Source organism: Pedobacter kyungheensis (assembly GCF_000812965.1).
Taxonomy (GTDB): domain Bacteria; phylum Bacteroidota; class Bacteroidia; order Sphingobacteriales; family Sphingobacteriaceae; genus Pedobacter; species Pedobacter kyungheensis.
Window position 1 is genome coordinate 19780 of sequence record NZ_JSYN01000037.1, and the last position, 25734, is coordinate 45513.

Annotated in this window: 24 protein-coding genes and 1 tRNA gene; 21 read left to right on the forward strand and 4 right to left on the reverse strand. The window is 40.3% G+C overall.

Translation table 11 applies throughout. The annotated features are described in order from the left end of the window. Nucleotides 1-30: 30 nt before the first annotated feature. A complete protein-coding gene (locus OC25_RS23855) occupies nt 31-981 on the reverse strand; it encodes a hypothetical protein (RefSeq protein WP_039481889.1) in 951 nt (316 codons plus the stop codon). A gap of 503 nt (nt 982-1484) precedes the next feature. Here OC25_RS23855 and OC25_RS27725 point away from each other — a divergent pair. Next, entirely contained in the window at nt 1485-3035 is a 1551-nt protein-coding gene (locus OC25_RS27725) for a recombinase family protein (protein WP_082018706.1), read from the forward strand. On the opposite strand, the gene OC25_RS23870 is transcribed toward OC25_RS27725, so the two are convergent. From OC25_RS23870 to OC25_RS23880, 3 genes are all read right to left on the reverse strand, one after another. After that, a tRNA-Arg gene (locus OC25_RS23870) sits at nt 3025-3098 on the reverse strand. The genes OC25_RS27725 and OC25_RS23870 overlap by 11 nt on opposite strands. Nucleotides 3099-3196: 98 nt before the next feature. Then, on the reverse strand, nt 3197-3661 hold the full coding sequence (locus OC25_RS23875; protein WP_039481901.1) for a redoxin domain-containing protein: 465 nt from the start codon (nt 3659-3661) through the stop codon (nt 3197-3199). A 67-nt stretch (nt 3662-3728) separates the two neighbouring features. After that, nucleotides 3729-4664: an SDR family oxidoreductase gene (locus OC25_RS23880; protein WP_052266423.1), complete on the reverse strand. Its 936-nt coding sequence runs from the start codon at nt 4662-4664 to the stop codon at nt 3729-3731. Between the two features lie 161 nt (nt 4665-4825). Here OC25_RS23880 and atpD point away from each other — a divergent pair, with 161 nt between their 5' ends. From atpD to OC25_RS23980, 20 genes are all read left to right on the forward strand, one after another. Further along, nucleotides 4826-6328, forward strand: a complete 1503-nt coding sequence (gene atpD / locus OC25_RS23885) for a F0F1 ATP synthase subunit beta (protein ID WP_039481904.1) — start codon at nt 4826-4828, stop codon at nt 6326-6328. 80 nt (nt 6329-6408) lie between these two features. Further along, on the forward strand, nt 6409-6654 hold the full coding sequence (gene atpC / locus OC25_RS23890) for an ATP synthase F1 subunit epsilon (RefSeq protein ID WP_039481908.1): 246 nt from the start codon (nt 6409-6411) through the stop codon (nt 6652-6654). 211 nt (nt 6655-6865) lie between these two features. After that, complete coding sequence (locus OC25_RS23895) at nt 6866-7543, forward strand: hypothetical protein (RefSeq protein ID WP_167335439.1); 678 nt, start codon at nt 6866-6868, stop codon at nt 7541-7543. Between the two features lie 511 nt (nt 7544-8054). Next, nucleotides 8055-8945: a branched-chain-amino-acid transaminase gene (gene ilvE, locus OC25_RS23900; protein ID WP_039481912.1), complete on the forward strand. Its 891-nt coding sequence runs from the start codon at nt 8055-8057 to the stop codon at nt 8943-8945. Between the two features lie 282 nt (nt 8946-9227). Beyond that, nucleotides 9228-10907, forward strand: a complete 1680-nt coding sequence (ilvD, locus tag OC25_RS23905; protein WP_039481914.1) for a dihydroxy-acid dehydratase — start codon at nt 9228-9230, stop codon at nt 10905-10907. A gap of 79 nt (nt 10908-10986) precedes the next feature. Then, nucleotides 10987-11559 carry an ORF6N domain-containing protein gene (locus tag OC25_RS23910; RefSeq protein ID WP_039481917.1) on the forward strand — a complete coding sequence of 191 codons (573 nt, stop codon included), beginning with the start codon at nt 10987-10989 and terminating at the stop codon, nt 11557-11559. A 21-nt stretch (nt 11560-11580) separates the two neighbouring features. After that, nucleotides 11581-13329, forward strand: a complete 1749-nt coding sequence (gene ilvB, locus OC25_RS23915) for a biosynthetic-type acetolactate synthase large subunit (RefSeq protein ID WP_039481920.1) — start codon at nt 11581-11583, stop codon at nt 13327-13329. 134 nt (nt 13330-13463) lie between these two features. Then, on the forward strand, nt 13464-14102 hold the full coding sequence (gene ilvN, locus OC25_RS23920) for an acetolactate synthase small subunit (RefSeq protein ID WP_052266424.1): 639 nt from the start codon (nt 13464-13466) through the stop codon (nt 14100-14102). Between the two features lie 110 nt (nt 14103-14212). Then, entirely contained in the window at nt 14213-14623 is a 411-nt protein-coding gene (locus OC25_RS23925; RefSeq protein WP_039481923.1) for a glyoxalase superfamily protein, read from the forward strand. Nucleotides 14624-14636: 13 nt separating this feature from the next. Beyond that, entirely contained in the window at nt 14637-15098 is a 462-nt protein-coding gene (locus OC25_RS23930; protein WP_039481927.1) for a DinB family protein, read from the forward strand. A 94-nt stretch (nt 15099-15192) separates the two neighbouring features. Further along, a complete protein-coding gene (gene ilvC, locus OC25_RS23935) occupies nt 15193-16674 on the forward strand; it encodes a ketol-acid reductoisomerase (protein WP_039481931.1) in 1482 nt (493 codons plus the stop codon). Nucleotides 16675-16731: 57 nt separating this feature from the next. Further along, a complete protein-coding gene (gene leuC / locus OC25_RS23940) occupies nt 16732-18138 on the forward strand; it encodes a 3-isopropylmalate dehydratase large subunit (protein WP_039481933.1) in 1407 nt (468 codons plus the stop codon). Nucleotides 18139-18200: 62 nt separating this feature from the next. Continuing rightward, on the forward strand, nt 18201-18494 hold the full coding sequence (locus OC25_RS23945; RefSeq protein WP_039481935.1) for an antibiotic biosynthesis monooxygenase family protein: 294 nt from the start codon (nt 18201-18203) through the stop codon (nt 18492-18494). Nucleotides 18495-18583: 89 nt separating this feature from the next. Then, the gene (locus OC25_RS23950; protein ID WP_039481938.1) at nt 18584-19345 is read left to right on the forward strand and encodes a class I SAM-dependent methyltransferase; all 762 of its coding nucleotides are present in this window, start codon (nt 18584-18586) and stop codon (nt 19343-19345) included. A gap of 99 nt (nt 19346-19444) precedes the next feature. Beyond that, on the forward strand, nt 19445-20029 hold the full coding sequence (gene leuD, locus OC25_RS23955; RefSeq protein ID WP_039481941.1) for a 3-isopropylmalate dehydratase small subunit: 585 nt from the start codon (nt 19445-19447) through the stop codon (nt 20027-20029). Beyond that, on the forward strand, nt 20029-21498 hold the full coding sequence (locus OC25_RS23960) for an ATP-binding cassette domain-containing protein (protein WP_209435628.1): 1470 nt from the start codon (nt 20029-20031) through the stop codon (nt 21496-21498). The genes leuD and OC25_RS23960 overlap by 1 nt, the downstream gene beginning before the upstream one ends. Before the next feature lie 88 nt (nt 21499-21586). Further along, nucleotides 21587-22678, forward strand: coding sequence for a 3-isopropylmalate dehydrogenase (gene leuB, locus OC25_RS23965; RefSeq protein ID WP_039481945.1), 1092 nt, complete (start codon nt 21587-21589; stop codon nt 22676-22678). Between the two features lie 10 nt (nt 22679-22688). Beyond that, nucleotides 22689-23849, forward strand: a complete 1161-nt coding sequence (locus tag OC25_RS23970; protein ID WP_082018707.1) for a 2-isopropylmalate synthase — start codon at nt 22689-22691, stop codon at nt 23847-23849. Nucleotides 23850-24006: 157 nt separating this feature from the next. Continuing rightward, entirely contained in the window at nt 24007-25257 is a 1251-nt protein-coding gene (gene ilvA, locus OC25_RS23975; RefSeq protein WP_082018708.1) for a threonine ammonia-lyase IlvA, read from the forward strand. 83 nt (nt 25258-25340) lie between these two features. Further along, nucleotides 25341-25691: a cupin domain-containing protein gene (locus OC25_RS23980; protein ID WP_039481950.1), complete on the forward strand. Its 351-nt coding sequence runs from the start codon at nt 25341-25343 to the stop codon at nt 25689-25691. Nucleotides 25692-25734: the final 43 nt, after the last annotated feature.

Consider the following 25734-nt stretch of genomic DNA (forward strand, 5'->3'; position numbering starts at 1 on the left):
ATTTACCTTATTTATTTTAGGTAAATTAATCTATTTATTAAGGTTGAAAGCAGTCAGGTAATATTTGCAGAGTGACAGCACTTCCCATACTTCATTCTCCTTATCATCCGCCAACTGCGTCTTATCATATTCAATATAAGATATATAAAACTGAGCGGAAACCGCCAGGCAAGGATAAATTAATCTGAATTTGAGCGTTTCATTCAACGCCATCCAGTCTTTTCGGGCTTGAAAATACATCTGTGAAACAACCGAACTGAACCCCTCAGTGTGCGCGAAAGAAGAAGTATACGAATAGTACGCAGTAACGAACTCCGTTGGTAACGGACTTTCTCTTATGAGCTTGTTGAAATTAAACAAACTCAGATAGTCCTGCTTGCCAGTTTCGATCTTCTGAATAGCATTCGGTATTGCCTGTGGTAATTTGTGGTACTTTTTATTGCTCTTGACCTCACTGATCAATTTCCCAATCTGCCCCCTGAGTTTACCTTCATCAAAATTCTCCGGGCTTACCATATGCAGGGTAGTCCCAAATTTGACCAAGTGCAACCGCGAAGAAAGATTATATAAAGTAAAATAAAGTTCCTGCAACTCCTTGTCGCCCTTGCAGCCATTATACAAACGGTAATACACAAGATAGCTTTCCAGCAGGCTTCGTGCAACGATATTGGCCGTTCCCTCATCGAAGATGGAACCGCCCTTTAAATCCAAAAGCTCAGTAAAAATTTTGATCAGGTTGATCGTCCTTAGCCGGTAATTACAAACGATGGTATACCGCGTGTTGGCATGTACCGCAGAGGCGTTTGGATCACGCTCAGCAACCCTGATACTTTGCAAGGCACACTCCAATAGCAATTTGGTAATCTTATTAAGATGCTCCAGTGATCGCCCGATATCAGGATATTTACCTTCCGGCATAGGAAATTCCCTAGTCAAGAAACCTTCATAATCAAAGTTGTTTAAAGAGTCGTTTGCATCCATATTGTTTTCAATTGTATTTGCCAGATAACTGGTATAATATATAACGACAAAGAAATATAGTTACTACGCAATCTATTTGCGTAGATCAGAAATTTAAAAAAATAATCTGATTTTAGTTATAACTGCTTCAACTACGTGCCTGAAAACCACAGATAGCTACTAGAGACAAATTCAATTAAAGGCACCTTTCTAAAAACAGCAATTTATATCTACTAGGGTATCAGGCCCCGCCTAAAACCTTAGTATTGTCGCTATGACAAACTTCACCCCTACCGGCAGACGAAATATAACGGTACAAAAAGCAATTAAAATCCTGTACAAATATGGTATAGACGTCAGCCCGGAAAGCGCAAAACTTCTTTTGGATTTCCTCTATAAATTCGCTAAATTATCAGTTGAACAGACACTTAGCATGCGGTCCGAACAAAAATTACCGGATAAAAAAACGCAAAGATACCTGTCCTCAAAACGAATTAAAAAACAGAAATGAAAGGAGAAACAACATGAAAAAAGCGTGTCTATACATCAGGGTAAGTACCGATGAACAAGCTGACAAAGGGTTTTCACAAAGAGACCAGGCCGAACGCCTGCAAATCCATTGCGCAAAAAATAACATCGAAGTCACAAAGATCATCTTTGAAGATTATTCGGCCAAAACCTTTATCCGCCCCGAATGGACAAAACTGCTCCTAGAGCTTAGAAAATCAAAAGGCAAAGACTTTGATTACCTCATGTTCACCAAATGGGATAGGTTTAGCAGGAATACCGCTGATGCTTACCAGATGATCCGGACCCTAACGGTAGATTACCTGATCGAACCTGTAGCCATTGAACAGCCATTAGACCTAAGCGTTCCCGAAAGCAAGACCATTCTGGCGGTATACCTATCGATGCCCGAAGTAGAGAACGACCGCAGGGCCTTAAACGTCACTTATGGCATGCGTAGAGCCAAAAAAGAAGGCCGCTGGATGGGACTGGCTCCAGCAGGTTACAAAAACAAAATCACTGAGAACGGCAGAAAATACATTGCTATTGATGAGCCGCAGGCCAGCCACATGAGATGGGCGTTTGAACAAATCGCCGAAGGAATTCTTGCGACCGACCACGTATGGATGAAAGCCAAAGAACGTGGCCTGAAATGCAGCCGTACCAGTTTCTGGAGGCACGTCACCAATCCCGGTTATATCGGAAAAGTTCCGGTTCCGGCTTTTAAAGATGAGGAAGCCCACCTCGCTGACGGACAACACGAGCCGCTGATCTCAGAAAGTCTTTTCTATCGCGTTCAGGAAATAATAGAGAGCCGTAAAAGAAGATTTGAAAAAAAGGGAACAAAAGCAATATCTCCCCGATCGCTTGCTCTGCGTGGGTTTCTGATCTGCCCCAAATGCGGCAAGATCATGACCGGGAGCGCTTCCAGGGGAAGACATAAAGCCTACTACCCTTATTACCATTGCACTGCCACTTGCGGGGCAAGATTCCAGGCTGAAAAAACAAATGATCTTTTTGAGCGTGAACTCAGCCAATATGTTCCCAAGCCCGGAATGGACGAACTTTTTAAGTCGATAATCTGCGATTCCTACGTAGAAAATGGCGGAAGAACCTTTCGATACCAAAATCAAAAACTCGAACAAATTGCGGAGCAAAATAAACGCAAATCAAGAGCGCTGGAGCTGTTGATCGATAAATCGATTTCGAATGAAGAATACCAGCAAATCAAAAAAGAGTGCGAAAACGCTATCCTAAGGCATGAGGCAGAGCTAAAAGAAATTAGTGAGCAAGTAGAAGATGACCTAAATATTGAGAGTCTGGCTGAATTAGCAGCAGTTAACCTAAAAAACCTACCTGAGTTCTATGCTACGGCCGATTCTGATATAAAACGGGCAATTGTGGGTTCGATATATCCTGAAAAATGGGTTTTTGACGGCGAAGCACATCGAACCCCTCAGGCCAATGAAGCGCTCCAACTTATCTACCACATAAACAGAAAGTTAGGACATAAAAAAAGCGGAGCAAAATCTTTAAAAGATTTGTACTCCGCAAAGGTGCACTCGTAGGGATTCGAACCCCAAACCTTCTCATCCGTAGTGAGATGCTCTATCCAATTGAGCTACGAATGCGTTTCCGTATCGTTAACGGACTGCAAAGGTATGAGTTGAGTTTTTAATTTCCAACTATTTTAGAGAAAAAATTAAAAAATTTCTTTGCAAATGTTGCTTTAGGCGCTCAAAACATCATTAATTGCTTTAAAATCAGGCAATTCATGCGCATCTTCTAAAACTTCGGCGTAAGCAATTTTTCCTTCTTCATCGATCACAAAAGCTGCTCTTTTAGAAACACCTTTCAATCCGAACACAAATTCATCGTAAAATGCACCGTAAGCAGCCGATACTTCTTTATTAAAATCAGATAATAACGGAAACTGATAATGCTGTACTTCCTTAAATTTAGCTAAAGAGAACGGCGAATCGACAGAAATACCAATTACCTGTGCATTAATTCCTTCATAATAGCTAAAATTATCCCTCATGGTGCATAACTGCTCGGTGCAGGTACCTGTAAAAGCCATTGGGAAGAAATGGATAATCACTTTTTTTCCTTTGAAAGCAGACAAAGATACCTCTGTTAATTCAGAGCTGTATAATTTAAAATCCGGCGCCTGATCGCCTATTTGTAATGACATATTCTTTTTATGATTTAAATGTTTAATTATATAAATTGCTTAATTGTTAATCTATTAATAAAGGTAGCTAACTTAAAACCTGATCCTGGCTATCGGGCAGCATATTTTCCATTTGCCCTTTTAAAATTGCTAATCCTTCTTCGAAACTATGTGGATTATAGCCTAAATCTTTAATTGCCTTATCCAGAATAAAACCTGTTCGTATCGGCCTTTTAGCTGTTTGATTTAAACTGGCGGAACTGATCTCGTGCAGAAAAGATTTATCGAGCGACCAATAATCGGCAACTTTTCGCACTAAATCTGCAATACTCATGTAATCTTTACCTGAGATATGGTAAATGCCTTGTGCGCTTTGCTCTACAGCTAAAATGCAGGCTTCAGCTAAATCTTCGGCAAGGGTTGGCATGCGCCACTGATCGTTTACCACATTGATAGGCGATGCCTTTTCTAAAGCACCTTTGGCCCAAAGCACAATGTTGCTCCTGCTCATGTCGCTACTGATACCATAAACCAAAATGGTCCTGATCACAGTCCAGTGCGCCTCAGACTGTTTCAATAATTCTTCGGCAAGCACTTTCGATTCGCCATAATAACTTACCGGACATACCGCATCCTCTTCTTTATACGGCCCGTTAGCACCATCAAAAACAAAATCGGTACTTAAATGAACCAGCTGGATATTTTTTTCCTCGCAAATAGATAATAAGGTTTTAACCGCATCTACATTAAGTTGGTGGCAAAGTTCCTTATTGGCTTCGCAAGTATCAACATTGGTCATGGCTGCCGTATGAATGATCGCATCAGGCTTATATTTTTCTATAACCTGCCTAACCTGCTCTGGATTGAGTATATCCATTTCGGCATATTCATACCCTACCTTTACCGGATACCGGTTTACTCCTTTTGAAGTTGCAATGAGTTTTACCCTGCCTTCGGCAAGAACTTTTTCGGTTATTTTCTGTCCTAAAAGGCCATTACTGCCCGTTGTTAAAATGCTTTTCATCTGTACGATTTAGGTTCCGAAATTATCTATAAAAATACTGTTAAAAAATTTTATAATATATATTTAAAATTAAGTAAGAATAACTTAACTTTGCCAACCGAATTGGAGACCTTACAAACAGCTTTAATTCATTGACTGTAATAAATTTACTCACAACAGATATGCCTAACTTAGGAAAAATAGCACAAATTATCGGCCCAGTGGTTGACGTTAGCTTTGCTGATGATGCCCATCTACCTAAAATTTTTGATGCGTTAGAGATAACGAAAGAAAATGGACAAAAAATTGTTTTAGAAGTTCAACAGCACTTAGGTGAAGACCGTGTACGTGCAATTTCAATGGACTCTACTGACGGTTTAGTTCGCGGTATGAAAGTAGTTGATACTGGCGCTGCGATTAAAATGCCAGTTGGCGACCAGATTAAAGGTCGTTTATTCAATGTAGTTGGTGAAGCGATTGACGGTATCAACGCTGTTGATAAAACGGATGGTCGTCCTATCCACTCAACTCCTCCTAAGTTCGAAGATTTATCTACCGAAACTGAAGTACTTTTTACAGGTATTAAAGTAATCGACTTATTAGAGCCTTATGCAAAAGGTGGTAAAATTGGTTTGTTCGGTGGTGCTGGTGTAGGTAAAACGGTATTAATTATGGAGTTGGTAAACAACATCGCTAAAGCTTATGCTGGTTTATCAGTATTCGCAGGTGTTGGTGAGCGTACACGTGAAGGTAACGATTTACTTCGTGAGTTTATCGAGTCAGGTGTAATCAACTATGGTGACGATTTCTTACACTCAATGGAAAAAGGTGGCTGGGATCTGAACGCTGTTGATACAGAAAAATTAAAAGAATCTAAAGCAACATTGGTTTTCGGTCAAATGAACGAGCCTCCTGGTGCACGTGCTCGTGTGGCCTTATCAGGATTAACTGTTGCAGAATATTTCCGTGATGGTGATGGCGAAGGCGCTGGAAAAGATATTCTTTTCTTCGTTGATAACATCTTCCGTTTTACTCAGGCAGGTTCTGAGGTATCGGCCCTTTTAGGTCGTATGCCATCTGCGGTAGGTTACCAACCAACATTGGCAACTGAGATGGGTTTAATGCAGGAGCGTATTACTTCAACTAAACGTGGTTCAATTACTTCAGTACAAGCGGTATACGTACCTGCGGATGACTTAACTGACCCTGCACCGGCAACAACATTTGCCCACTTGGATGCAACTACAGTATTATCACGTAAAATTTCTGAGCTAGGTATCTATCCTGCGGTAGATCCACTAGATTCTACTTCACGTATCCTTTCTCCTGCAGTATTGGGAGATGAGCACTACAACACTGCTCAACGTGTTAAAGAAATTTTACAACGTTATAAAGAATTACAGGATATCATCGCCATCTTAGGTATGGACGAGTTATCTGAAGAAGATAAATTAACGGTACACAGAGCGCGTCGTGTTCAACGTTTCCTATCTCAACCTTTCCACGTAGCGGAGCAATTTACAGGCTTAAAAGGTGTATTGGTTGACATCAAAGAAACTATCAAAGGTTTCAACATGATTATGGATGGTGAAGTTGACGAATATCCTGAAGCTGCATTTAACCTGGTTGGTAGTATCGAAGATGCTATCGAAAAAGGTAAAAAATTATTAGCAGAAGCGAATTAAGACAAGAGACATTAGATATGAGATGTGAGAAGAGATGAGTATCTCAAATCTCATATCTCAAATCTCAAATCTATTCAAAGATGAATTTAGAAATATTAACTCCCGATAAAAAAGTTTACGAAGGCGAAGTAACAGCAGTTACTGTTCCTGGTACTTTAGGTTCTTTTCAGATTTTAAAAGACCATGCCGCTATCATCTCAACTTTGGAAGATGGAGAAGTTATTATCAAAGCAAACAAAGCTGAAGAGCAACGTTTTTTTATTAAAGGTGGCGTAGTTGAAGCCATCCACAATAAAGTTGTTGTTTTAGCAGAAGGTGTTGCATAAAACATAACATGCAATTCTGATTTAGAAACGCATTAATAAGAAAAGCCTTTTCGATAAATTTCGGAAAGGCTTTTTTGTTTTAAAACAATACTACCAGTTTATTTCTAGATAACAGCAACCCGAATGCCAGTTTTATCGTATCTTTTATAGCTACTAATGATACATGAATATGCTTCCGGTTAAAAAAATCCTGATTTCATGCTTACTCCTCTTGATCATTAATTTGGCAGAAGCCAAAGAATTCCGTTCTATTGAAGCTTATCTTGAAGTTTTTCCTAAAGCCATACCAAATGGAAAGGATGGAAACTGGCTCAAATCCGATCGACTAAAAAACACAGCCGCATGGAACAACGCCAATAAATTTAACATCCGGTTCGAAAATGGTTTTCAAGAATACGCAGATATTGCCGAGCGCTCTGCTTTTTACCATTGGTTTCAGCACCAGACAGATTCGCTGGGCTTCGAAACCAAATGGAGTTATGCAGCCACAATTACCACCCGAAAGCTCGAGAAACTTTTAACCCAACCTGCAAAACTCTCCGGCATTACCAACCCCGAAATATGTACGTTTGTTACCGAAGGCAGCCGTGTTATATTCGATGATATCTGGAAAAGCCTGAGATTACTTTATACCTCAAAACCCCTGACCGGGAAAACAGCAGAAACCTGGGATGCAGATTTATTATTACAAGAACAAAAAATTATCGAACCCTATTATCAAAAGCTAAGTGCAGCTACCATAAAGAAACTGGAAAAGTTACTGCGCAAAGAAAATTTCTTTTCGCGGTTAATGCCAGGTTATGAATTTGAAGGCAACTTATTAAACCTCCGCGACAGGTGGTATTATGGTATGAAAATGATGCACTATCCAAACCCCAAATTCCCTTAACAGCTCCCCTGTTTTAAAGTAATTTTTGAGGTGAATTTTTAAAGTTTCAACAGCGTTTTAGTCATTTTAGGCAGAAAATCAGAAAATTTATAATGCAAGCATAATAATCATACCGTATACCGTTTTGATATTTGGTCTACAGCTGTCGGCATTAAATCACTAATTACACTCTGATTAAGAATTATGTTTTGATTTTAAATAAAATACAAGAATTATATTCCGATTTAACTTTTTTCTGATTTCTCTTGCATATTAATGAACCAAAAACTAAATTGGTTTTATAAACAATAAGATAATGATGACGATTCAAAATCACACCTTTAATCCAAAAGCTTTAGCAGCAACGGTTGTTAGCCTGGTGTTATTTCCTGTCATTTTACTTAACCTCCTACTCCTAAACCTTTTAGGTAATAAGCGGGCGCAGTTTAAATAGTAATTAAGAAACTAAATATACCTGAAGCGTCCCGATACAAACGGGACGCTTTTTTTAAATAACAAAACAGAGAGTATTATGAAATACTACAATTCTAATACGATTATTTACCTTGATGGAGCTTTTGAAAAAGCTGTAAACAGCAGCACTGATCTTTATGGTCAGTCGTTACATTATGGTTATGCGGCTTTTGAGGGCATTAGATCTTATAAAACCCATAATGGCAACCGTATTTTCAAGGCTGCTGCCCACTTTGATCGTTTAGAACGTTCCTGCCAATTGGCTAACATCCCCTTCCCCTGGGATAAACAGGAGTTAATTGATGCCACATATAAATTACTTCAATTAAATAAACTGAAAGATGCCTATATCCGCCCTTTGGTTTTTTGCCATCCCAACATGAAACTCAATTCACCAAGTGGTGTTTCGATCATGATTTGTGCCTGGGAGTGGGATGCCTATTCGGGCAATAAATTATTAAAATTAACGGTTTCCGATTACGAAAGGCCAAATCCTAAATCGAGCCCTATGGAAGCTAAACTGAGTGGAAATTATATCAACTCCATTTTAGCAACTACCGCGGCCAATATTAAAGGATACGACGAGGCACTATTGCTTGATATGCACGGCTTTGTTGCAGAAGCATCAGGTGCCAATATTTTCCTCGAAAAAGATGGCAAACTATATACCCCTTCTTTAGGCAATATTTTACCAGGCATTACCCGGGCAACGGTTAAAGAACTTTGCGCAGTATTAGATATCGAATGCATCGAGAAAAAGCTTACTGTCGAAGATTTAAAGAATGCCGACAGTGCCTTTTTGTGTGGTACCGCGACAGAAATTGCAGGTATAGCCTCTATTGATGATATTGTTTACCGCCCTTTATGGCGCGAATCTATCGGCTACACCATACAACGGGCCTATAAAAACCTGGTATTGGAGAAAGTGAATTACGAGGTGATTATATAGACCGAAGTCGGAAAGTCAGGAGTCCGGAGTCTAAAAAATAGAGAAATAAACAAAAATAGTTCTTTGCATTTTTTAATAAGTTAGTATGTTTGTGATTCGTAGAAAACATGAATTTAAACACAAGCATTATTAGCAACATTATTATTGTCATTTCTCAGCAGAGAGGTGGATATCGTTGCGTATAATAAAAATATACAAAATCGAAACCGCCTCCGAAACGAGGCGGTTTTTTTTTGCCTCAAAATAATACAACTAACAGAACCAGAATATACATTTTAAACAATGAGCGAATTAAACAAGTACAGTAAAACATTTACACAAGACCCAACACAACCGGCGGCGCAAGCCATGCTTTACGGAATCGGCTTAACCGATGCTGATATGGCTAAAGCACAAGTCGGTATTGCAAGTATGGGTTACGATGGTAACACCTGCAACATGCACCTGAACGACCTTGCAAAAGACGTCAAAGCAGGGGTCTGGAAAAATGATTTAGTGGGCTTGGTTTTTAATACCATTGGGGTAAGTGATGGTATGAGCAACGGAACCGACGGTATGCGTTACTCTTTGGTTAGTCGTGATGTAATTGCCGATAGTATCGAAACCATTTGCGGCGGACAATATTACGATGGTGTAATTGCCATTCCGGGCTGCGACAAGAATATGCCTGGTGCAATTATGGCTATGGCACGTTTAGATCGTCCTTCTATTATGGTTTATGGTGGTACAATTGCCCCAGGTCACTATAAAGGCGAAGAATTAAACATTGTATCGGCTTTTGAGGCTTTAGGCCAAAAAATCTGCGGTAATCTTTCTGATGAAGACTATCAGGGTATCATTAAACATACTTGCCCGGGTGCAGGTGCATGTGGTGGTATGTACACGGCAAATACCATGGCCTCTGCAATCGAAGCTTTAGGTATGAGCTTACCTTACTCTTCTTCTAACCCAGCCATAAGCGAAGAAAAGAAACAAGAATGTTTAGATGCAGGTAAATACATCAAAGTTTTATTAGAAAAAGATATCAAGCCATCTGATATTATGACGAGAAAAGCATTCGAAAATGCTATTCGTTCGATTATCATTTTAGGTGGAAGTACCAATGCCGTATTGCACTTTATTGCAATGGGTAAAGCAATAGGCATCGAAATTACGCAGGATGATTTCCAACGCATGAGTGATGTAACACCGGTTCTTGCCGATTTCAAACCTAGTGGAAAATACCTGATGCAGGATTTACACCAATATGGAGGTATCCCTGCGGTATTGAAATATTTGTTGAATGAAGGTTTGTTACATGGCGATTGCTTAACTGTAACCGGTAAAACAGTAGCTGAAAATCTGGCTGACGTAAAATCGATCATGGATTACGATCAAAAGATCATTCAAAAATTAAGCGAGCCCATTAAAGCAACAGGTCACCTGCAGATTCTTTATGGCAACCTGGCCGAAAAAGGTTCGGTAGCTAAAATTAGTGGTAAAGAAGGTGAAAAATTTGAAGGTCCGGCACGCGTATTTGATGGTGAGCACGATCTAATTGCTGGTATTTCTGGTGGTCGTGTAAAACCTGGCGATGTAATCGTAATAAAAAACTCAGGTCCGGTTGGTGCTCCAGGTATGCCAGAAATGTTGAAACCAACTTCAGCCATTATCGGTGCTGGTTTGGGTAAATCGGTGGCTTTAATTACCGATGGCCGTTTCTCGGGCGGTACACACGGTTTCGTTGTTGGTCACATCACACCAGAATCTTACAAAGGTGGCTTAATTGGCCTGGTTGAAGATGAAGACCGTATTTTAATCGATGCTGTAAACAACATTATTAACCTGCAGGTTAGCGATGAAGTAATTGCCGAACGCAGAAAGAACTATGTACAACCTGCATTGAAAGTGAGTAAAGGTGTACTATATAAATATGCTAAAACAGTTTCAGATGCATCGGAAGGATGTGTAACTGACGAATAATAAAACAAAACATGGTTCTTGGAGACACGAACCACAGCAAAAATCATCCCTGAGCTGAATTAATACTAAACAAAACATTATGCAAATAATTAAAAGTATTCAAAACAGGATTTATGAAATCAGAGGTGAAAGAGTAATGTTGGATTTCGATTTGGCAGTACTTTATGAAGTTGAGACAAGAGTACTAAATCAAGCAGTAAAGCGAAATATAAAGCGTTTTCCAGATGATTTTATGTTTCAACTCACGTCCATAGAGTGGCAAAATATGCTGTCACAAATTGCGACAGTACCCCAAGTTACAAATCCATCATCACAATTTGTGATGATGGCTAACATGCCACAAAATAGGACAGGCAAATATTTACCCTATGCCTTTACCGAGCAAGGTGTAGCCATGCTAAGTGGTGTTTTAAAGAGTGATAAGGCGATTAACATGAATATTGCCATTATGAGGGCCTTTGTTGATGTTCGTAAGGTTTTGCTAAAACAAAACAGCATAAACGAGCAACTAACAGAAATTAAGGAACGGATTGGAGAACATGATGTTCAGTTAAATGAACTTTATGATGCAATGGAAAATTTAATCGACGAAAAAATTGCTCAATTGAAATGGAAGGATAGAGAAAGAATTGGGTTTAAACTTAAAGAATAAAAGAACCGCAAAAACATAATTATGGAAACTGCACAAGATACAATACAACAAACCGGGGCGAAAGCAGAAACCTCAAAAACCTTTAAAGGCTCAGGCTCACAGGTCTTGTTGAATGGCTTAATCGAAGAAGGTGTAACCACCATTTTCGGTTATCCGGGTGGAGCAATCATGCCTATTTATGATGCCCTTTACGATTATGCCGATAAATTAGAACACATACTGGTTCGCCATGAGCAAGGTGGTATACACGCTGCTCAGGGTTTTGCACGCGCAAGCGGCGAAGTAGGTGTGGTATTTGCAACCAGCGGACCAGGCGCAACCAACCTGGTAACCGGTTTAGCCGATGCGCAAATAGATAGTACACCTTTAGTATGCATCACCGGTCAGGTATTTGCCCACTTATTGGGTACCGATGCTTTCCAGGAAACCGATGTAATCAACATCACTACGCCAGTTACCAAATGGAATTATCAGGTTACCGATGCGAAGGAGATTCAGGAGGTATTGGCCAAAGCTTTTTACATTGCTAAAAGCGGCAGACCAGGCCCTGTTTTAATCGATATTACCAAAAATGCACAATTACAAATTGAGGAATTCCCTGAATATGTAAAATGTAACCATATCCGCTCTTACCGCCCGAAACCAAAAGTTAGGGTTGAGTTTATCGAACAGGCTGCAGCTTTAATTAACTCGGCTAAACGTCCGTTTGTATTGTTTGGCCAGGGGGTTATTTTAGGTAAAGCCGAAGAGGAATTTAAAGCCTTTATCGAAAAAGCGGGTATTCCTTCTGCCTGGACGATCATGGGCGAAGGCGCTATCCCAACTTCACATCCTTTAAACGTAGGTATGTTGGGTATGCACGGGAATTATGGTCCAAACGTATTAACAAACGAGGCCGACGTAATTATTGCCGTAGGTATGCGTTTCGATGACCGTGTAACCGGTCGTTTAGATAAATATGCCAAACAAGCTAAAGTTGTGCATTTAGACATCGACCCTGCCGAAATTGATAAAAACGTTAAAGCTGAGGTTGGTGTTTGGGGCGATTGTAAAGAAACATTGCCACTATTAACCAACCTGGTTAACGAAAATAAACATGAAGAATGGGTAGCCAAATTCAGGGAGTACAACCAGCAGGAAATTGATCAGGTAATTACTTCTGAACTTTACCCAGCAGGCGATGAGATGACTATGGGTGAGGTATTACGCAACATCAACGAAATCTGTGGTGGTGATGCCATTATCGTTACCGACGTTGGTCAGCACCAGATGGTAGCCTGCCGTTATGCTAAGTTTAACAATACCCGTAGCAACATCACCTCTGGTGGTTTAGGTACCATGGGCTTTGGCTTGCCGGCTGCAATTGGTGCCAAATATGGTGCGCCTGATAAAACAGTAATTGCCATTATTGGCGATGGTGGTTTCCAGATGACCCCACAGGAACTGGGTACAATTATGCAGTTCGGTGCAGCTGTTAAAATCCTGATCCTGAACAACCGTTTCTTAGGTATGGTTCGCCAGTGGCAACAGTTATTCCACGATAAACGTTACTCTTTTGTAAACATTACCAGCCCTGATTTTGTGGCGTTGGCTAAATCTTACTACATCGAGGCAGCTAAAGTTGACGAACGTGCAAATTTGAGAGCAGCATTGGAAACCATGATTAACCACGAAGGTTCTTACCTGCTTGAAGTTATGGTTGGCAGAGAAAACAACGTTTTCCCAATGGTGCCACAAGGAATGAGTGTAAGCGAAATTAGACTGAAATAAGGTAAAAAGCATAAAGCTTAAAGACTAAAGTTAGCGTAATCGTCATCTCGACTGAAGCGCAGCGAAACGGAGCGATCTTTTTAAAAAGATTTCTCCAAAAGGTCGAAATGACGAAAAGTTAAAAAGAAATTATCATGAGTACTGAAAACACAATTGAACATAAAATAGATAAGGCCGATTTAGAAGGTAAGCAGGAATATACCATTACGGTTTATGCCGAGAACCGCATCGGTTTATTAAACAGGATCGCGATTATTTTCTCTAAAAGAAAAATTAACATCGAAAGCCTTAACACCTCTCCTTCTGAAATTGATGGTATCCACCGTTTCAACATCGTCATTCACGAAAGCTATGAAGTTGTACGGAAACTGGCCCGCCAAATTGAGAAGCAAATCGAGGTATTGAAAGTTTATTTTAATACCAACGACGAGATTATCTGGCAGGAACTGGCACTTTATAAAGTTTCTACAGATGAAATTGCAGAAAGAGTAACCGTTGAGCGTTTATTAAGACAATATGGCGCCAGTGCCGTAGTAATCCGTAAAGATTATACTGTTTTTGCAGTAACGGGTCACCGCGAAGAGACTGATGCCCTGGTAAAAGCTTTAGAACCTTACGAATTAATCGAGTTTGTGCGTTCGGCAAGAGTTGCCATTATTAAAGACAGCGCTGGTTTCCACGAAAAATTAAAAGAATTTGAAGCTTTTGAACCGGGTGAAGAACTGGTAGAAAACGAGTTTTTGGATAAAGGACAGAAGATTTTTACAATGTAAAGCCAAAACGTCATTGCGAGGAGGAACGACGAAGCAATCTTTTTAAGAATTCAAAATGAGATTGCTTCGGCTCACGCAACCCAGCCTCGCAATGACGATAAGTTTAGAATATGAAATGCGATAAAGCCATACCTATTTTAAGAATATTCGATTACGATAAAGCTATTGAGTTTTACGTGAACTGGCTTGGCTTTAAAATAGACTGGGAACATACTTTTGATGAAAATGCACCCGTTTACATGCAGGTTTCGTTAAATGGTATAGAATTACATTTAAGTCAGCACCACGGCGACTGTTCTCCGGGAGGAAGCGTATTTGTGGTTTGTACAGGCTTGAAAGCATTTCATAAAACCTTAATTGATAAAAATTACAAATACAACCGCCCCGGACTTGAAAAAACATTTTATGGTACATGGGCAGTAACTGTAAACGATCCCTTTTACAACAAAATTATCTTTAACGAAGAGTTAAGTGAAGCTGAAAGCTCGGAGACTAAAGACCAAAGCGAAAATACTAATTAAGCCAGAAAGCAACATGAACCAGATATTTGAATTTATTATCAACTCCAGAACGGCATTTATTAAGTTGGTTGATAGCTTAACTATCGAACAATTGAATAAAATTCCAGATGGTTACAATAACAACATCATCTGGAACTTTGGCCACATTGTAGTGAGCACGCAAACACTTTGTTATTTCCGTACCGGTATCTGGCTCGATGCAAGCGCTGTAAAGTTTAACGAGTTCTACAAAAAAGACACGAAACCAACTTATACTGTTAGCGAAGCAGAAGTAGCAGAGCTGAAGGCTATAGCTTTAACAAGTATTGAAACCATTAAAGCCGATTATGCAAAAGGAACATTTGCGAACATTACGCCTTTTTTAACGGCAACCTACGGTGTACAGTTGAACAGTATTGAAGAGGTATTGATTACCACCATCGGTCATGATAATGTACACTTTGGCTATGCAACTGCGCTGAAAAAACAGGTATAGAATAAAAAAATCGGTGAAATCACTAAATCAGTGAAATCAACCAAAAAAGAAAATATAAACCCGATAATTAAATAGAAATTAACCAATAAAAACAATGGCAAATTATTTTAACACATTACCGCTTAGAGAAAAATTAAACCAATTAGGCGTTTGCGACTTTATGGACAGTGCTGAATTTTTAGATGGCGTAAGCGCACTAAAAGGCAAAAAACTGGTAGTTGTAGGTTGCGGAGCACAAGGCTTAAACCAAGGTTTAAATTTAAGAGACAGCGGTTTAGATGTTAGTTATACATTGCGTAAAGAAGCGATTGAAGGTAAAAGAGATTCGTGGAAAAATGCTACTGAAAACAACTTTAAAGTAGGTACCTACGAAGAATTGATCCCAACTGCTGACGTGGTAATTAACCTTACCCCAGATAAACAACACACTGCAGTGGTAAATGCGGTTATGCCTTTAATGAAAGAAGGTGCAACTTTATTGTATTCTCACGGTTTCAACATCGTTGAAGAAGGTATGCAAATCCGTAAAGATTTAACTGTAATTATGGTGGCTCCTAAATGCCCAGGTAGTGAAGTTAGAGCAGAGTATGTAAGAGGTTTTGGTGTACCTACTCTAATTGCGGTTCACCCTGAAAACGATCCTCAAGGCAAAGGTTTAGCTCAGGCTAAAGCGTATTGCGTAGGTACTGGTGGTCACAGAGCTGGTGTATTAAAATCATCTTTCGTAGCCGAGGTAAAATCTGATTTAATGGGCGAGCAAACCATCCTTTGTGGTTTATTACAAACTGGTTCTATCCTTTCTTTCGATAAAATGGTAGAAAAAGGAATCGATGCAGGTTATGCTTCTAAATTGGTTCAATATGGTGTTGAAGTAATTACCGAAGCTTTAAAGCAAGGTGGTATTACGGCCATGATGGATAGATTAAGCAACATTGCCAAAATTAAAGCTTTCGAAATTTCTGAAGAGTTGAAAGACATTATGCGTCCGTTGTTCCAAAAACACCAAGATGATATCATGAGTGGCGAATTTAGCCGTATCATGATGGAAGATTGGGCAAATGGCGACAAAAACCTATTGGCCTGGAGAGCTGAAACCGGCGAAACTGCTTTCGAAAAAACTCCGGCTGGTGATGTTAAAATCGGTGAGCAGGAATATTTCGATAACTACCTTTTAATGGTTGCTTTTGTACGTGCCGGTGTTGAATTGGCTTTCGAAACCATGGTACAGGCTGGTATTAAACCAGAATCGGCTTACTACGAGTCGTTACACGAAACACCACTTATTGCCAATACCATTGCACGTAAAAAATTATTCGAAATGAACCGTGTAATTTCTGATACTGCTGAATATGGTTGTTATTTATTCGATCAGGCTTGTAAACCGCTTTTAGGCGATTTCATGAAAAAAGTAGATACTGATTTAGTTGGTAAAAACTTTAACGCAGGTAAAGACGGTGCTGTAGATAACAGACAACTAATTGAAGTGAACGAAGCGATCCGTTCTCACCAGGTTGAGCAGATTGGTGCTACTTTACGTAAAGCCATGACTGCCATGAAAGCAATTAAAACTGCATAGTTAAAACCAAACCTTACAGGTTTTTGAAACCTGTAAGGTTTAAAAAATTCATAAAAAATGTCAAAAACATTAGTAGAAAAAATTTGGGATGCACACGTTGTAAAAAGTGAGGAAGGGTTTCCTGATATTTTATACATAGATACGCACCTGATCCATGAGGTTACCTCTCCACAAGCTTTTGATGGTTTGCGTAAAAGAGGATTACCTGTTTTCCGTCCGAAACAAACTGTGGCCACTGCCGATCATAACGTACCTACGTTAAATCAGTTGTTACCCATTAAAGAAGAGCTTTCGCGCTATCAGGTAGATATGCTAACCAAAAACTGTGCGGAATTTGGTGTCGAATTGTATGGTCTGGGCCATCCGTTTCAGGGCATTGTTCACGTAATTGGTCCTGAGTTAGGTATTACGCTGCCTGGAAAAACTATGGTTTGCGGCGATAGCCATACCTCTACGCATGGTGCTTTTGGCGCCATTGCCTTTGGTATCGGAACTTCGCAGGTAGAGCAAGTTTTTGCTACCCAATGCTTATTGCAATCGAAACCGAAAACCATGAAAATTGAGGTTAACGGCGAGCTAGGTAAAGGTGTTGGCGCAAAAGATATTATTTTATACATCATTGCTCAGATTTCTGCTGCAGGTGGTACCGGCTACTTTATTGAGTATGCAGGTTCAGCAATTGAATCTTTAAGCATGGAAGCCCGCATGACGATCTGCAACATGAGTATCGAAATGGGTGCCCGTGGCGGTTTAATCGCACCAGATCAAATTACTTTCGATTACATTAAAGGACGTGAGTTTGCTCCGGCAGGCGAAGAGTGGGATAAAGCTTTAGCTTACTGGAAAACTTTATATAGTGATGCAGATGCAAAATTTGATAGTGTTTTAACTTTCAATGCAGCAGATATTGCGCCAATGATTACTTATGGTACCAACCCGGGTATGGGAATGGGTATCCAGGAACATATTCCTGCAACCGCAGCACAACCCGAAACCGAAAAAGTATCGTACAAAAAAGCTTTGGATTATATGGGCTTTGACGATGATGCAGCTTTAATTGGTAAACCAATTGATTATGTTTTCATCGGTAGTTGTACCAATTCACGCATCGAAGATTTGCGCGAGGTGGCCAACTTTGTAAAAGACAAACACAAAGCAGAAAATGTTACCGTTTGGATTGTTCCGGGTTCGAAACAAGTAGAACAGCAAGCTAAAAACGAAGGTTTGGATAAAATTTTCGAAGCTGCAGGTTTCCAGTTACGTGAGCCGGGTTGTAGTGCCTGTTTAGGGATGAATGAAGATAAAATCCCGGCTGGTAAATATTGTGTGTCTACATCGAACAGAAATTTCGAAGGCAGACAGGGACAAAACGCCCGTACTTTGTTAGCAAGTCCTTTAACTGCCGCTGCTGCTGCCGTTACCGGAAAAATTACGGATGTAAGAGAAATGCTTGAAAAGGCTTAAAATAAACTGTCATGTTGAAGAATAAGCAGGTGCTTGATTCCTCATCATGACAATTCAAAAACATGATACTTGAAGTCGCCATATTAAATGTAAAGCCGGGTTTATCGGCCGATTTTGAAAAAGCCTTTAACCAGGCCGAAAAAATAATCAGTTCGATGGATGGCTACCTTTCACATCAGCTAAAAAAGTGTTTTGAGGTTGCCGATAAATACATCCTGCTGGTGAACTGGGAAACACTCGAGGATCATACAGTAGGCTTTAGAGCTTCCGCAGCTTATCAGGATTGGAAAAAATTATTACATCATTTTTATGATCCTTTTCCAACCGTTGAGCACTATTTAGAGGTAGAAGGCTGAAGGTTAAAAGGTAGAAGGTTAAGTCCGCGACTATAAAACTCAAAAAGTTTATATGTCTATGGAGGAGTAAATATTAAAGAAAATTAGTTATGCCAGAAATAGTTTGGGATGCAACATTATACGATAAGCAGCATCACTTCGTATCAGATTACGGGGCAGATGTATTGCAATGGCTGGCGCCGCAAAGTGGCGAGCATATTTTGGATGTTGGCTGTGGCACAGGTCAGCTGGCCGCACAGATTGCAGCAAGTGGCGCACTGGTTCTGGGAACTGATGCCTCTGCCGATATGGTAGCCAATGCAAAAGCCACGTATCCCAACCTCAGCTTTGAAGTGGTAGATGGAGCACACCTTCCCTATAAGGAAAACTTCGATGCCATTTTTAGCAACGCTACTTTTCACTGGATTGAAAACCAACAGGCCTTAACCGAAGGTTTATTTAAAAGCTTAAAACCTGGCGGCAGATTAGTAGCCGAATTTGGTGGCAACAGAAATGTGAAAAGCATTACAGATGCCATTGCAACCGCTGCCAGTCAGCTGGGTTTTTCAGATCAGGTAGTAACCAACTTCTGGTATTTTCCGTCTGTTAGCACCTATACTACCCTGCTCGAATCGAAAGGTTTTGAAGTAGAACAGGTTTGGTTGTTTGACAGACCTACCAAGCTGATTGGCGAAGCAGGCATGTACATTTGGATTAACCAGTTTGCACAACATGCTTTTAAAAATTTAAACGAAACGCAGGCCGAAGCCATCAAAAAACTGGCAGTTGAAATCCTGAAACCCGATTATTTTATTAACGGAGAATGGGTAGCCGACTACAGAAGAATAAGAGTTAAAGCCTTTAAGAGGTAGAAGGTGGGAAGGTCGAAGGCTTAAGGTCAAAAAATAAAAAATTAGTGAAATCACCTTAATCGGTGAAATTATTTAAATCTGTGTAATCATCATTAAAAAATGAAAAAATTCACAAAATTAACATCGGCAGTAGTGCCTTTAAACATAGAAAATATAGATACCGACCAGATTATTCCGGCCAGGTTTCTAAAAGCCACCACGCGCGAGGGATTTGGCGAAAACCTGTTTCGCGATTGGCGTTATAACGGCGACAATACACCGAAGCCAGAGTTTGTAATGAATAACCCAACCTATAGCGGCCGGGTTTTGGTTGCCGGTAAAAACTTTGGTTGTGGCAGCAGCCGCGAGCACGCAGCCTGGGCCATTCAGGATGCAGGTTTTGACGCTGTAATCAGCAGTTTCTTTGCCGATATTTTTAAAGGAAATGCCTTAAACAATGGTTTGCTACCAATCCAGGTTAGCGACGATTTTTTAGCACAAATCTTCAAATCAGTTGATGCTAACGCACAATCAGCCTTAGAAGTGGATCTCGAAAATCAAACTGTTACCATTGTAGAAACCGGTGCAAAAGAATCTTTCGAGATTAATCCTTATAAAAAGTCGTGTTTAATAAACGGTTATGATGATATTGATTTCATCCTCGCTCAAAAACAATTAATAGAATCATTCGAACAAGCAAGATAATGTTTAAACCATTTGTTTACATACAAGACCTCAACCTGAGTTACCGCAATAAAGCGGTGCTGAAGGACTTGTATTGGGAAATAAATGTTGGCGAAAACTGGGTTTTGTGGGGCGAAAGTGGCAGCGGAAAAACAGCTTTGGCGAAGGCCATAGCAGGCTTAACTGCCGCACAGGGAAGTATTGAAATCGATTTCGACCCGTTAAGCAAGCTACCAGCCGAAGTTTTGTTTGTTGACAGCTGGTACCAGTTTAAAAACTTAGAAGGCGTTGCCAACTTTTATTATCAGCAACGCTACACCAGCCAACAGGCGAAAGATACACTAACAGTGCACGCCGAACTGGTACTTTTTGGAAAAGAAAAAGGACTTCACTTCGATCGGGTTGAACCGATTTTAGAAGCCCTGGGTTTTTCTACTTTTGCCAGTTCGCAGTTAATTGAACTATCGAGCGGCGAGCACAAAAAATTACAGCTGGTTAAAGCCTTGTGGTTAAAACCACAGCTGTTGGTTATCGATCAACCTTATACAGGTTTAGATGCCGCATCGCGTAAAAACCTGAATATGCTGCTCTATCAGATTGCAGAAGAAGGTGTGCAGCTGATTTTAATCAGCAATGATCAGGAGCTGCCAACTTGTATTCACCGTTTTGCCGAAATTAAAGACGGACAAATCACGACAGCTTATACCAGGGAAGACACATCAGTTTCTTTTGAAAAGCACAACCGGGAAATTCCTGGCTTTTTAAAAGAGTCGCCGGTTTATGCATCAGATAATATTGTTAAAATGGTTGATGTGAACATCAGCTATGGCGAAAAACAAGTACTAAAAAACATTAACTGGGAAGTTAAGGCGGGCGAAAAATGGCTTTTACAGGGGCATAATGGTTCCGGTAAATCTACTTTACTAAGTCTGGTAAATGGCGATCACCCCCAATCGTATGCCAATGAGTTGTATCTTTTTGGTAACCGTCGTGGAAGTGGTGAGAGTATTTGGGACATTAAGCAGCACATCGGGCTCATTTCGCCAGAGTTTCACTGGTATTTTGATGCCACAGCCACCGTTTGGCAAAGTATTGCTTCGGGCTTTTACGATACCGTAGGCCTGTTTCAGCAATTGCCTTACACCAAAAGTAGCCAGGTTGATGAACTGGTTGAATATTTTGGTTTAACTGAAAGTAAAAATGAACTGTTAACCTCATTGCCATTGGGTAAACAGCGGCTGGTTTTGCTGGCCAGAACCATCATCAAAAATCCCGAATTGTTAATTCTGGATGAACCATGTCAGGGCTTAGATCTGCAACAAACACAACGTTTTAACCAACTGGTTGACGAACTGTGCAGCAACGGCATGACCGTAATTTATGTTGGCCATTTTGAATCGCAGCTGCCAACCTGCCTCGAAAAAAGAATAGTATTGGAAAAAGGCGAAGTAAAAGTCGTCGAAAGTTTAAATATAGAAATATTGAGCTAACAGGGCACGAAGATGAATTTAGAGGTAAGGCAAAGTCCTACAAACTTTAAATCCTTCAAGTCCTGATCTGGCAAAGGAGAAATTTAACATGAAGAAGAACATTTTAGTAATACCTGGAGATGGTATTGGCCCTGAAGTCACTACCTGGGGAAAAGCAGCATTAGAAAAAATTGCCGAAATTTTTGGCCATGAGTTTGTGTTTGAAGAAGCTTTAATGGGCCACGCGGCTATCGAAGTTACCGGCGAACCTCTGCCAGATGAGACTTTAGAAAAGGCAAGACAAAGCGATGCTATTTTATTTGGTGCCATTGGCCATGCCAAATACGATAATGATCCGAGTTTAAAAGTTAGACCTGAACAAGGTTTATTAAAAATCCGCAAAGAACTGGGTCTGTTTGCCAATCTCCGCCCGATATTACTATTTGATGAACTTCTTCAGGCATCGAGCATTAAACCCGAAATTTTAAGAGGAACCGATATTTTGTTCTTCCGTGAGTTAACAGGTGATGTTTATTTTGGAGAGAAAAACCGTTCTGAAGACAGAAACACCGCTTCAGATTTGATGATCTACCACCGCTACGAAGTAGAGCGTATTGCGCATAAAGCCTACCAGGCAGCACAACAACGTAACAAACGCTTATGTTCGGTAGATAAAGCCAATGTTTTGGAAAGCTCACGCTTATGGCGCGAAACCGTTCAGGAAATTGCCAAACAATATCCTGATGTAGAAACAGAGCACATGTTTATCGATAATGCAGCCATGCAGCTGATTAAAAACCCGAAAAAGTTCGACGTGGTATTAACCGCTAACTTATTTGGTGATATTTTAACCGACGAGGCTTCGCAAATTGCAGGTTCGATGGGTATGCTGGCTTCGGCTTCTGTTGGCGAAAGCACAGGTTTCTTTGAGCCTATCCACGGTTCTGCACACGATATTGCCGGTAAAGATTTGGCCAACCCGCTGGCCTCTATCCTATCGGCTGCTTTAATGCTCGAAATTGGTTTCGGACTTAAAGAAGAAGCGAAACTATTGGTTGATACTGTTGACCAGGTATTGAAAGAAGGTTTCAGAACACATGATATAGCCGACCAAACCACCAACCGTTTTAAAGTATTAGGCACTGCCGAAATGGGTAAATTGGTATTGAAATTCTTATCACAAAAATTAATCACATCCTAAAACTTAGATTATGATTCACGACCCGAATAAAGTTTATATTTTCGACACGACATTACGTGACGGGGAGCAGGTTCCAGGCTGCCAGTTAGATACAAACCAAAAAGTAGAAATCGCAAAATCACTCGAACTTTTAGGCGTAGATGTGATTGAAGCAGGTTTCCCGGTATCAAGCCCCGGCGATTTCAACAGCGTTATTGAGTTATCAAAAGCGGTTAACGACCCGATTATCTGTGCCTTAACCCGCGCCAATAAAAACGATATCGATGTGGCTGCCGATGCTTTGCGTTATGCCAAACGTCCACGTATCCACACCGGAATTGGTTCTTCTGATTTCCACATCAAACATAAATTTAACAGTACCCGCGAAGATATCTTAGCCCGTGCGGTTGAAGCGGTAAAATATGCCAAAAAATATGTAGAAGATGTTGAGTTTTACGCAGAAGATGCCGGCCGTGCTGATATCGAATTTTTAGCTAAAATGGTTGAAGCCGTAATTGCTGCCGGTGCAACTGTGGTGAACATTCCCGATACCAATGGTTATTGCCTGCCAGACCAGTATGGCTCGAAAATCCTTTTCTTAAAGGAAAATGTTAAAAACATCGATAACGCCATTATTTCTGTTCACTGCCACAACGATTTAGGTTTAGCTACGGCTAATTCTATTGCCGGTTTACAAAACGGTGCCCGCCAGGTAGAATGTACCATTAACGGTATTGGCGAGCGTGCAGGTAATACCTCGATGGAAGAAGTGGTAATGATTTTAAAAACCCACAAAGTACTGGGTTTAAACACCAGCATTGATGCTACCCAGTTTTATGATATCAGCCACACGGTGAGAAACCAGATGAATATGCCGGTACAGCCTAACAAAGCTATTGTTGGTGCCAATGCATTTTCGCACAGCTCAGGCATACACCAGGATGGTTTCTTAAAAAACCGCGAAAACTACGAAATTATTAAACCAGAAGATGTTGGTTTCCCTGATGCGACTATTGTTTTAACAGCAAGAAGTGGTCGCCATGCCTTAAAACACCATTTAGAGCGTTTAGGCCACAAATTGGAAAAAGAACACCTGGATATTGTTTACAAACAGTTTTTGGTTTTAGCCGATAGCAAACAAGGCATTAACGATACTGATTTGAACCAATTGGTTGCGCTGCATTTAGCGTAGCAACAACTCGTCATTGCGAGGCAAGAAGCAATCCTACTACTATAGCTGTTAGTAAACCTAACGCTTTAAGATTGCTTCGTACCTCGCAATGACGAAAAGAAAAATATAGGAGAACCTGGGTCTTGATACCAGATTCTCCCTACTTGATACTATAAAAATGAACACTACAACACCACATACATTAGATTTTAAATCTGCATCTGAAAGGCTCAAAAACGTGGTAAAACGTACCCCGCTTGAGTTTAATGCCGGACTTTCTTCTTACTACAATGCCAATATTTATTTAAAAAGAGAAGATTTGCAGATTGTACGCTCTTACAAACTGCGTGGTGCTTATAATAAAATTAGTTCGTTGCCTCAGGAATTGTTAGTAAACGGGGTAGTTTGTGCAAGTGCCGGAAATCATGCACAGGGTGTGGCTTACTCCTGCAAAAAACTAGGCATTAAAGGGGTAATTTTTATGCCCGAAATCACGCCGAAACAAAAGGTAAAACAAACGTATATGTTTGGTGGCGAAAATGTGGAAGTGGTGTTGGTTGGCGATACTTTCGACGATTGTTTGAAAGAAGCTTTGGCCTACAGTGCAGCACACAATGCTACATTTATTCCACCCTTTGATGATGAAAAAGTAATTGAAGGACAAGCGACTGTAGGGGTAGAAATTTTTGAAGATCTGCCAGATTTAGATATGGTAGTTATGCCTGTTGGTGGCGGAGGCCTGGCATCAGGCGTAAGTGCTTACCTGAAAACCGTTAAACCCGATGTTAAACTGGTGGGCGTTGAGCCTCTCGGTGCCCCATCAATGGTTACAGCGATGGAGCATGGTGGTCCTTTTACTTTAGATGAGATTGATCGCTTTGTAGATGGAGCCGCTGTAAAAAGAATTGGCCACATTACCTACGAATATTGTAAGGAATTGCTGGATCAGATGCATTTAATTCCGGAAGGAAAAATCTGTACCACCATATTAAAATTGTATAATGAAGATGCGATTGTAGTAGAACCTGCCGGAGCACTGTCTGTAGCTGCATTAGATCAGCTAAGAGAGCAGATTGCCGGTAAAACAATAGTTTGTATTGTTAGCGGTGGAAACAACGATATAGAGCGTATGCAGGAGATTAAAGAGAAATCTTTACTTTTCGAAGGTTTGAAGCATTATTTCATTGTACGTTTCCCGCAAAGACCAGGCGCTTTAAAATTATTTGTGAACGAGGTTTTAGGTCCGCAGGATGACATTACCCGTTTTGAGTTTATTAAAAAAACCAACAGGGAAAATGGTCCGGCGCTGGTAGGTATTGAGCTTTCGAATAAAAACGATTATGCCAGCTTACTGCAACGCATGAAAGATTTTAAATTCGAAATTATCGAATTGAACCAGGATCAGACTTTGTTTGAGTATTTGGTTTAGGTTTTTGTTAAATTGTCATCCTGAGCCTGTCGAAGGACAATCGTAGTGTTTCGACAAGCTCAACATGACACAACTTATTAAAAATGAATTTCAAAGATTTAGCCGACAAAACCTTAATTACTGATAACGACATCACCTGGGAAGATTTAGGCGCTGGCGTAAAGCGTAAAATCATGGCTTACGATGATCAGTTGATGTTGGTTAAAGTTGCTTTTGAACAAGGGGCTATCGGGTCGGTACACAACCACCCCCACCTCCAAATGAGTTATGTGGCCAAAGGAAGCTTTGAAGTGAGTATGGGCGAGGATAAAAAAATATTGAACGAAGGCGATGTTTTCTTTGCGCCATCAAATGTATATCATGGTGTGGTATGCCTTGAAGCTGGATTACTGGTTGATATTTTCAATCCCCACCGCGAGGATTTTTTGAAGTAATTTTTAATTAAGTCGTCATGCTGAACTTGTTTCAGCATCTCTT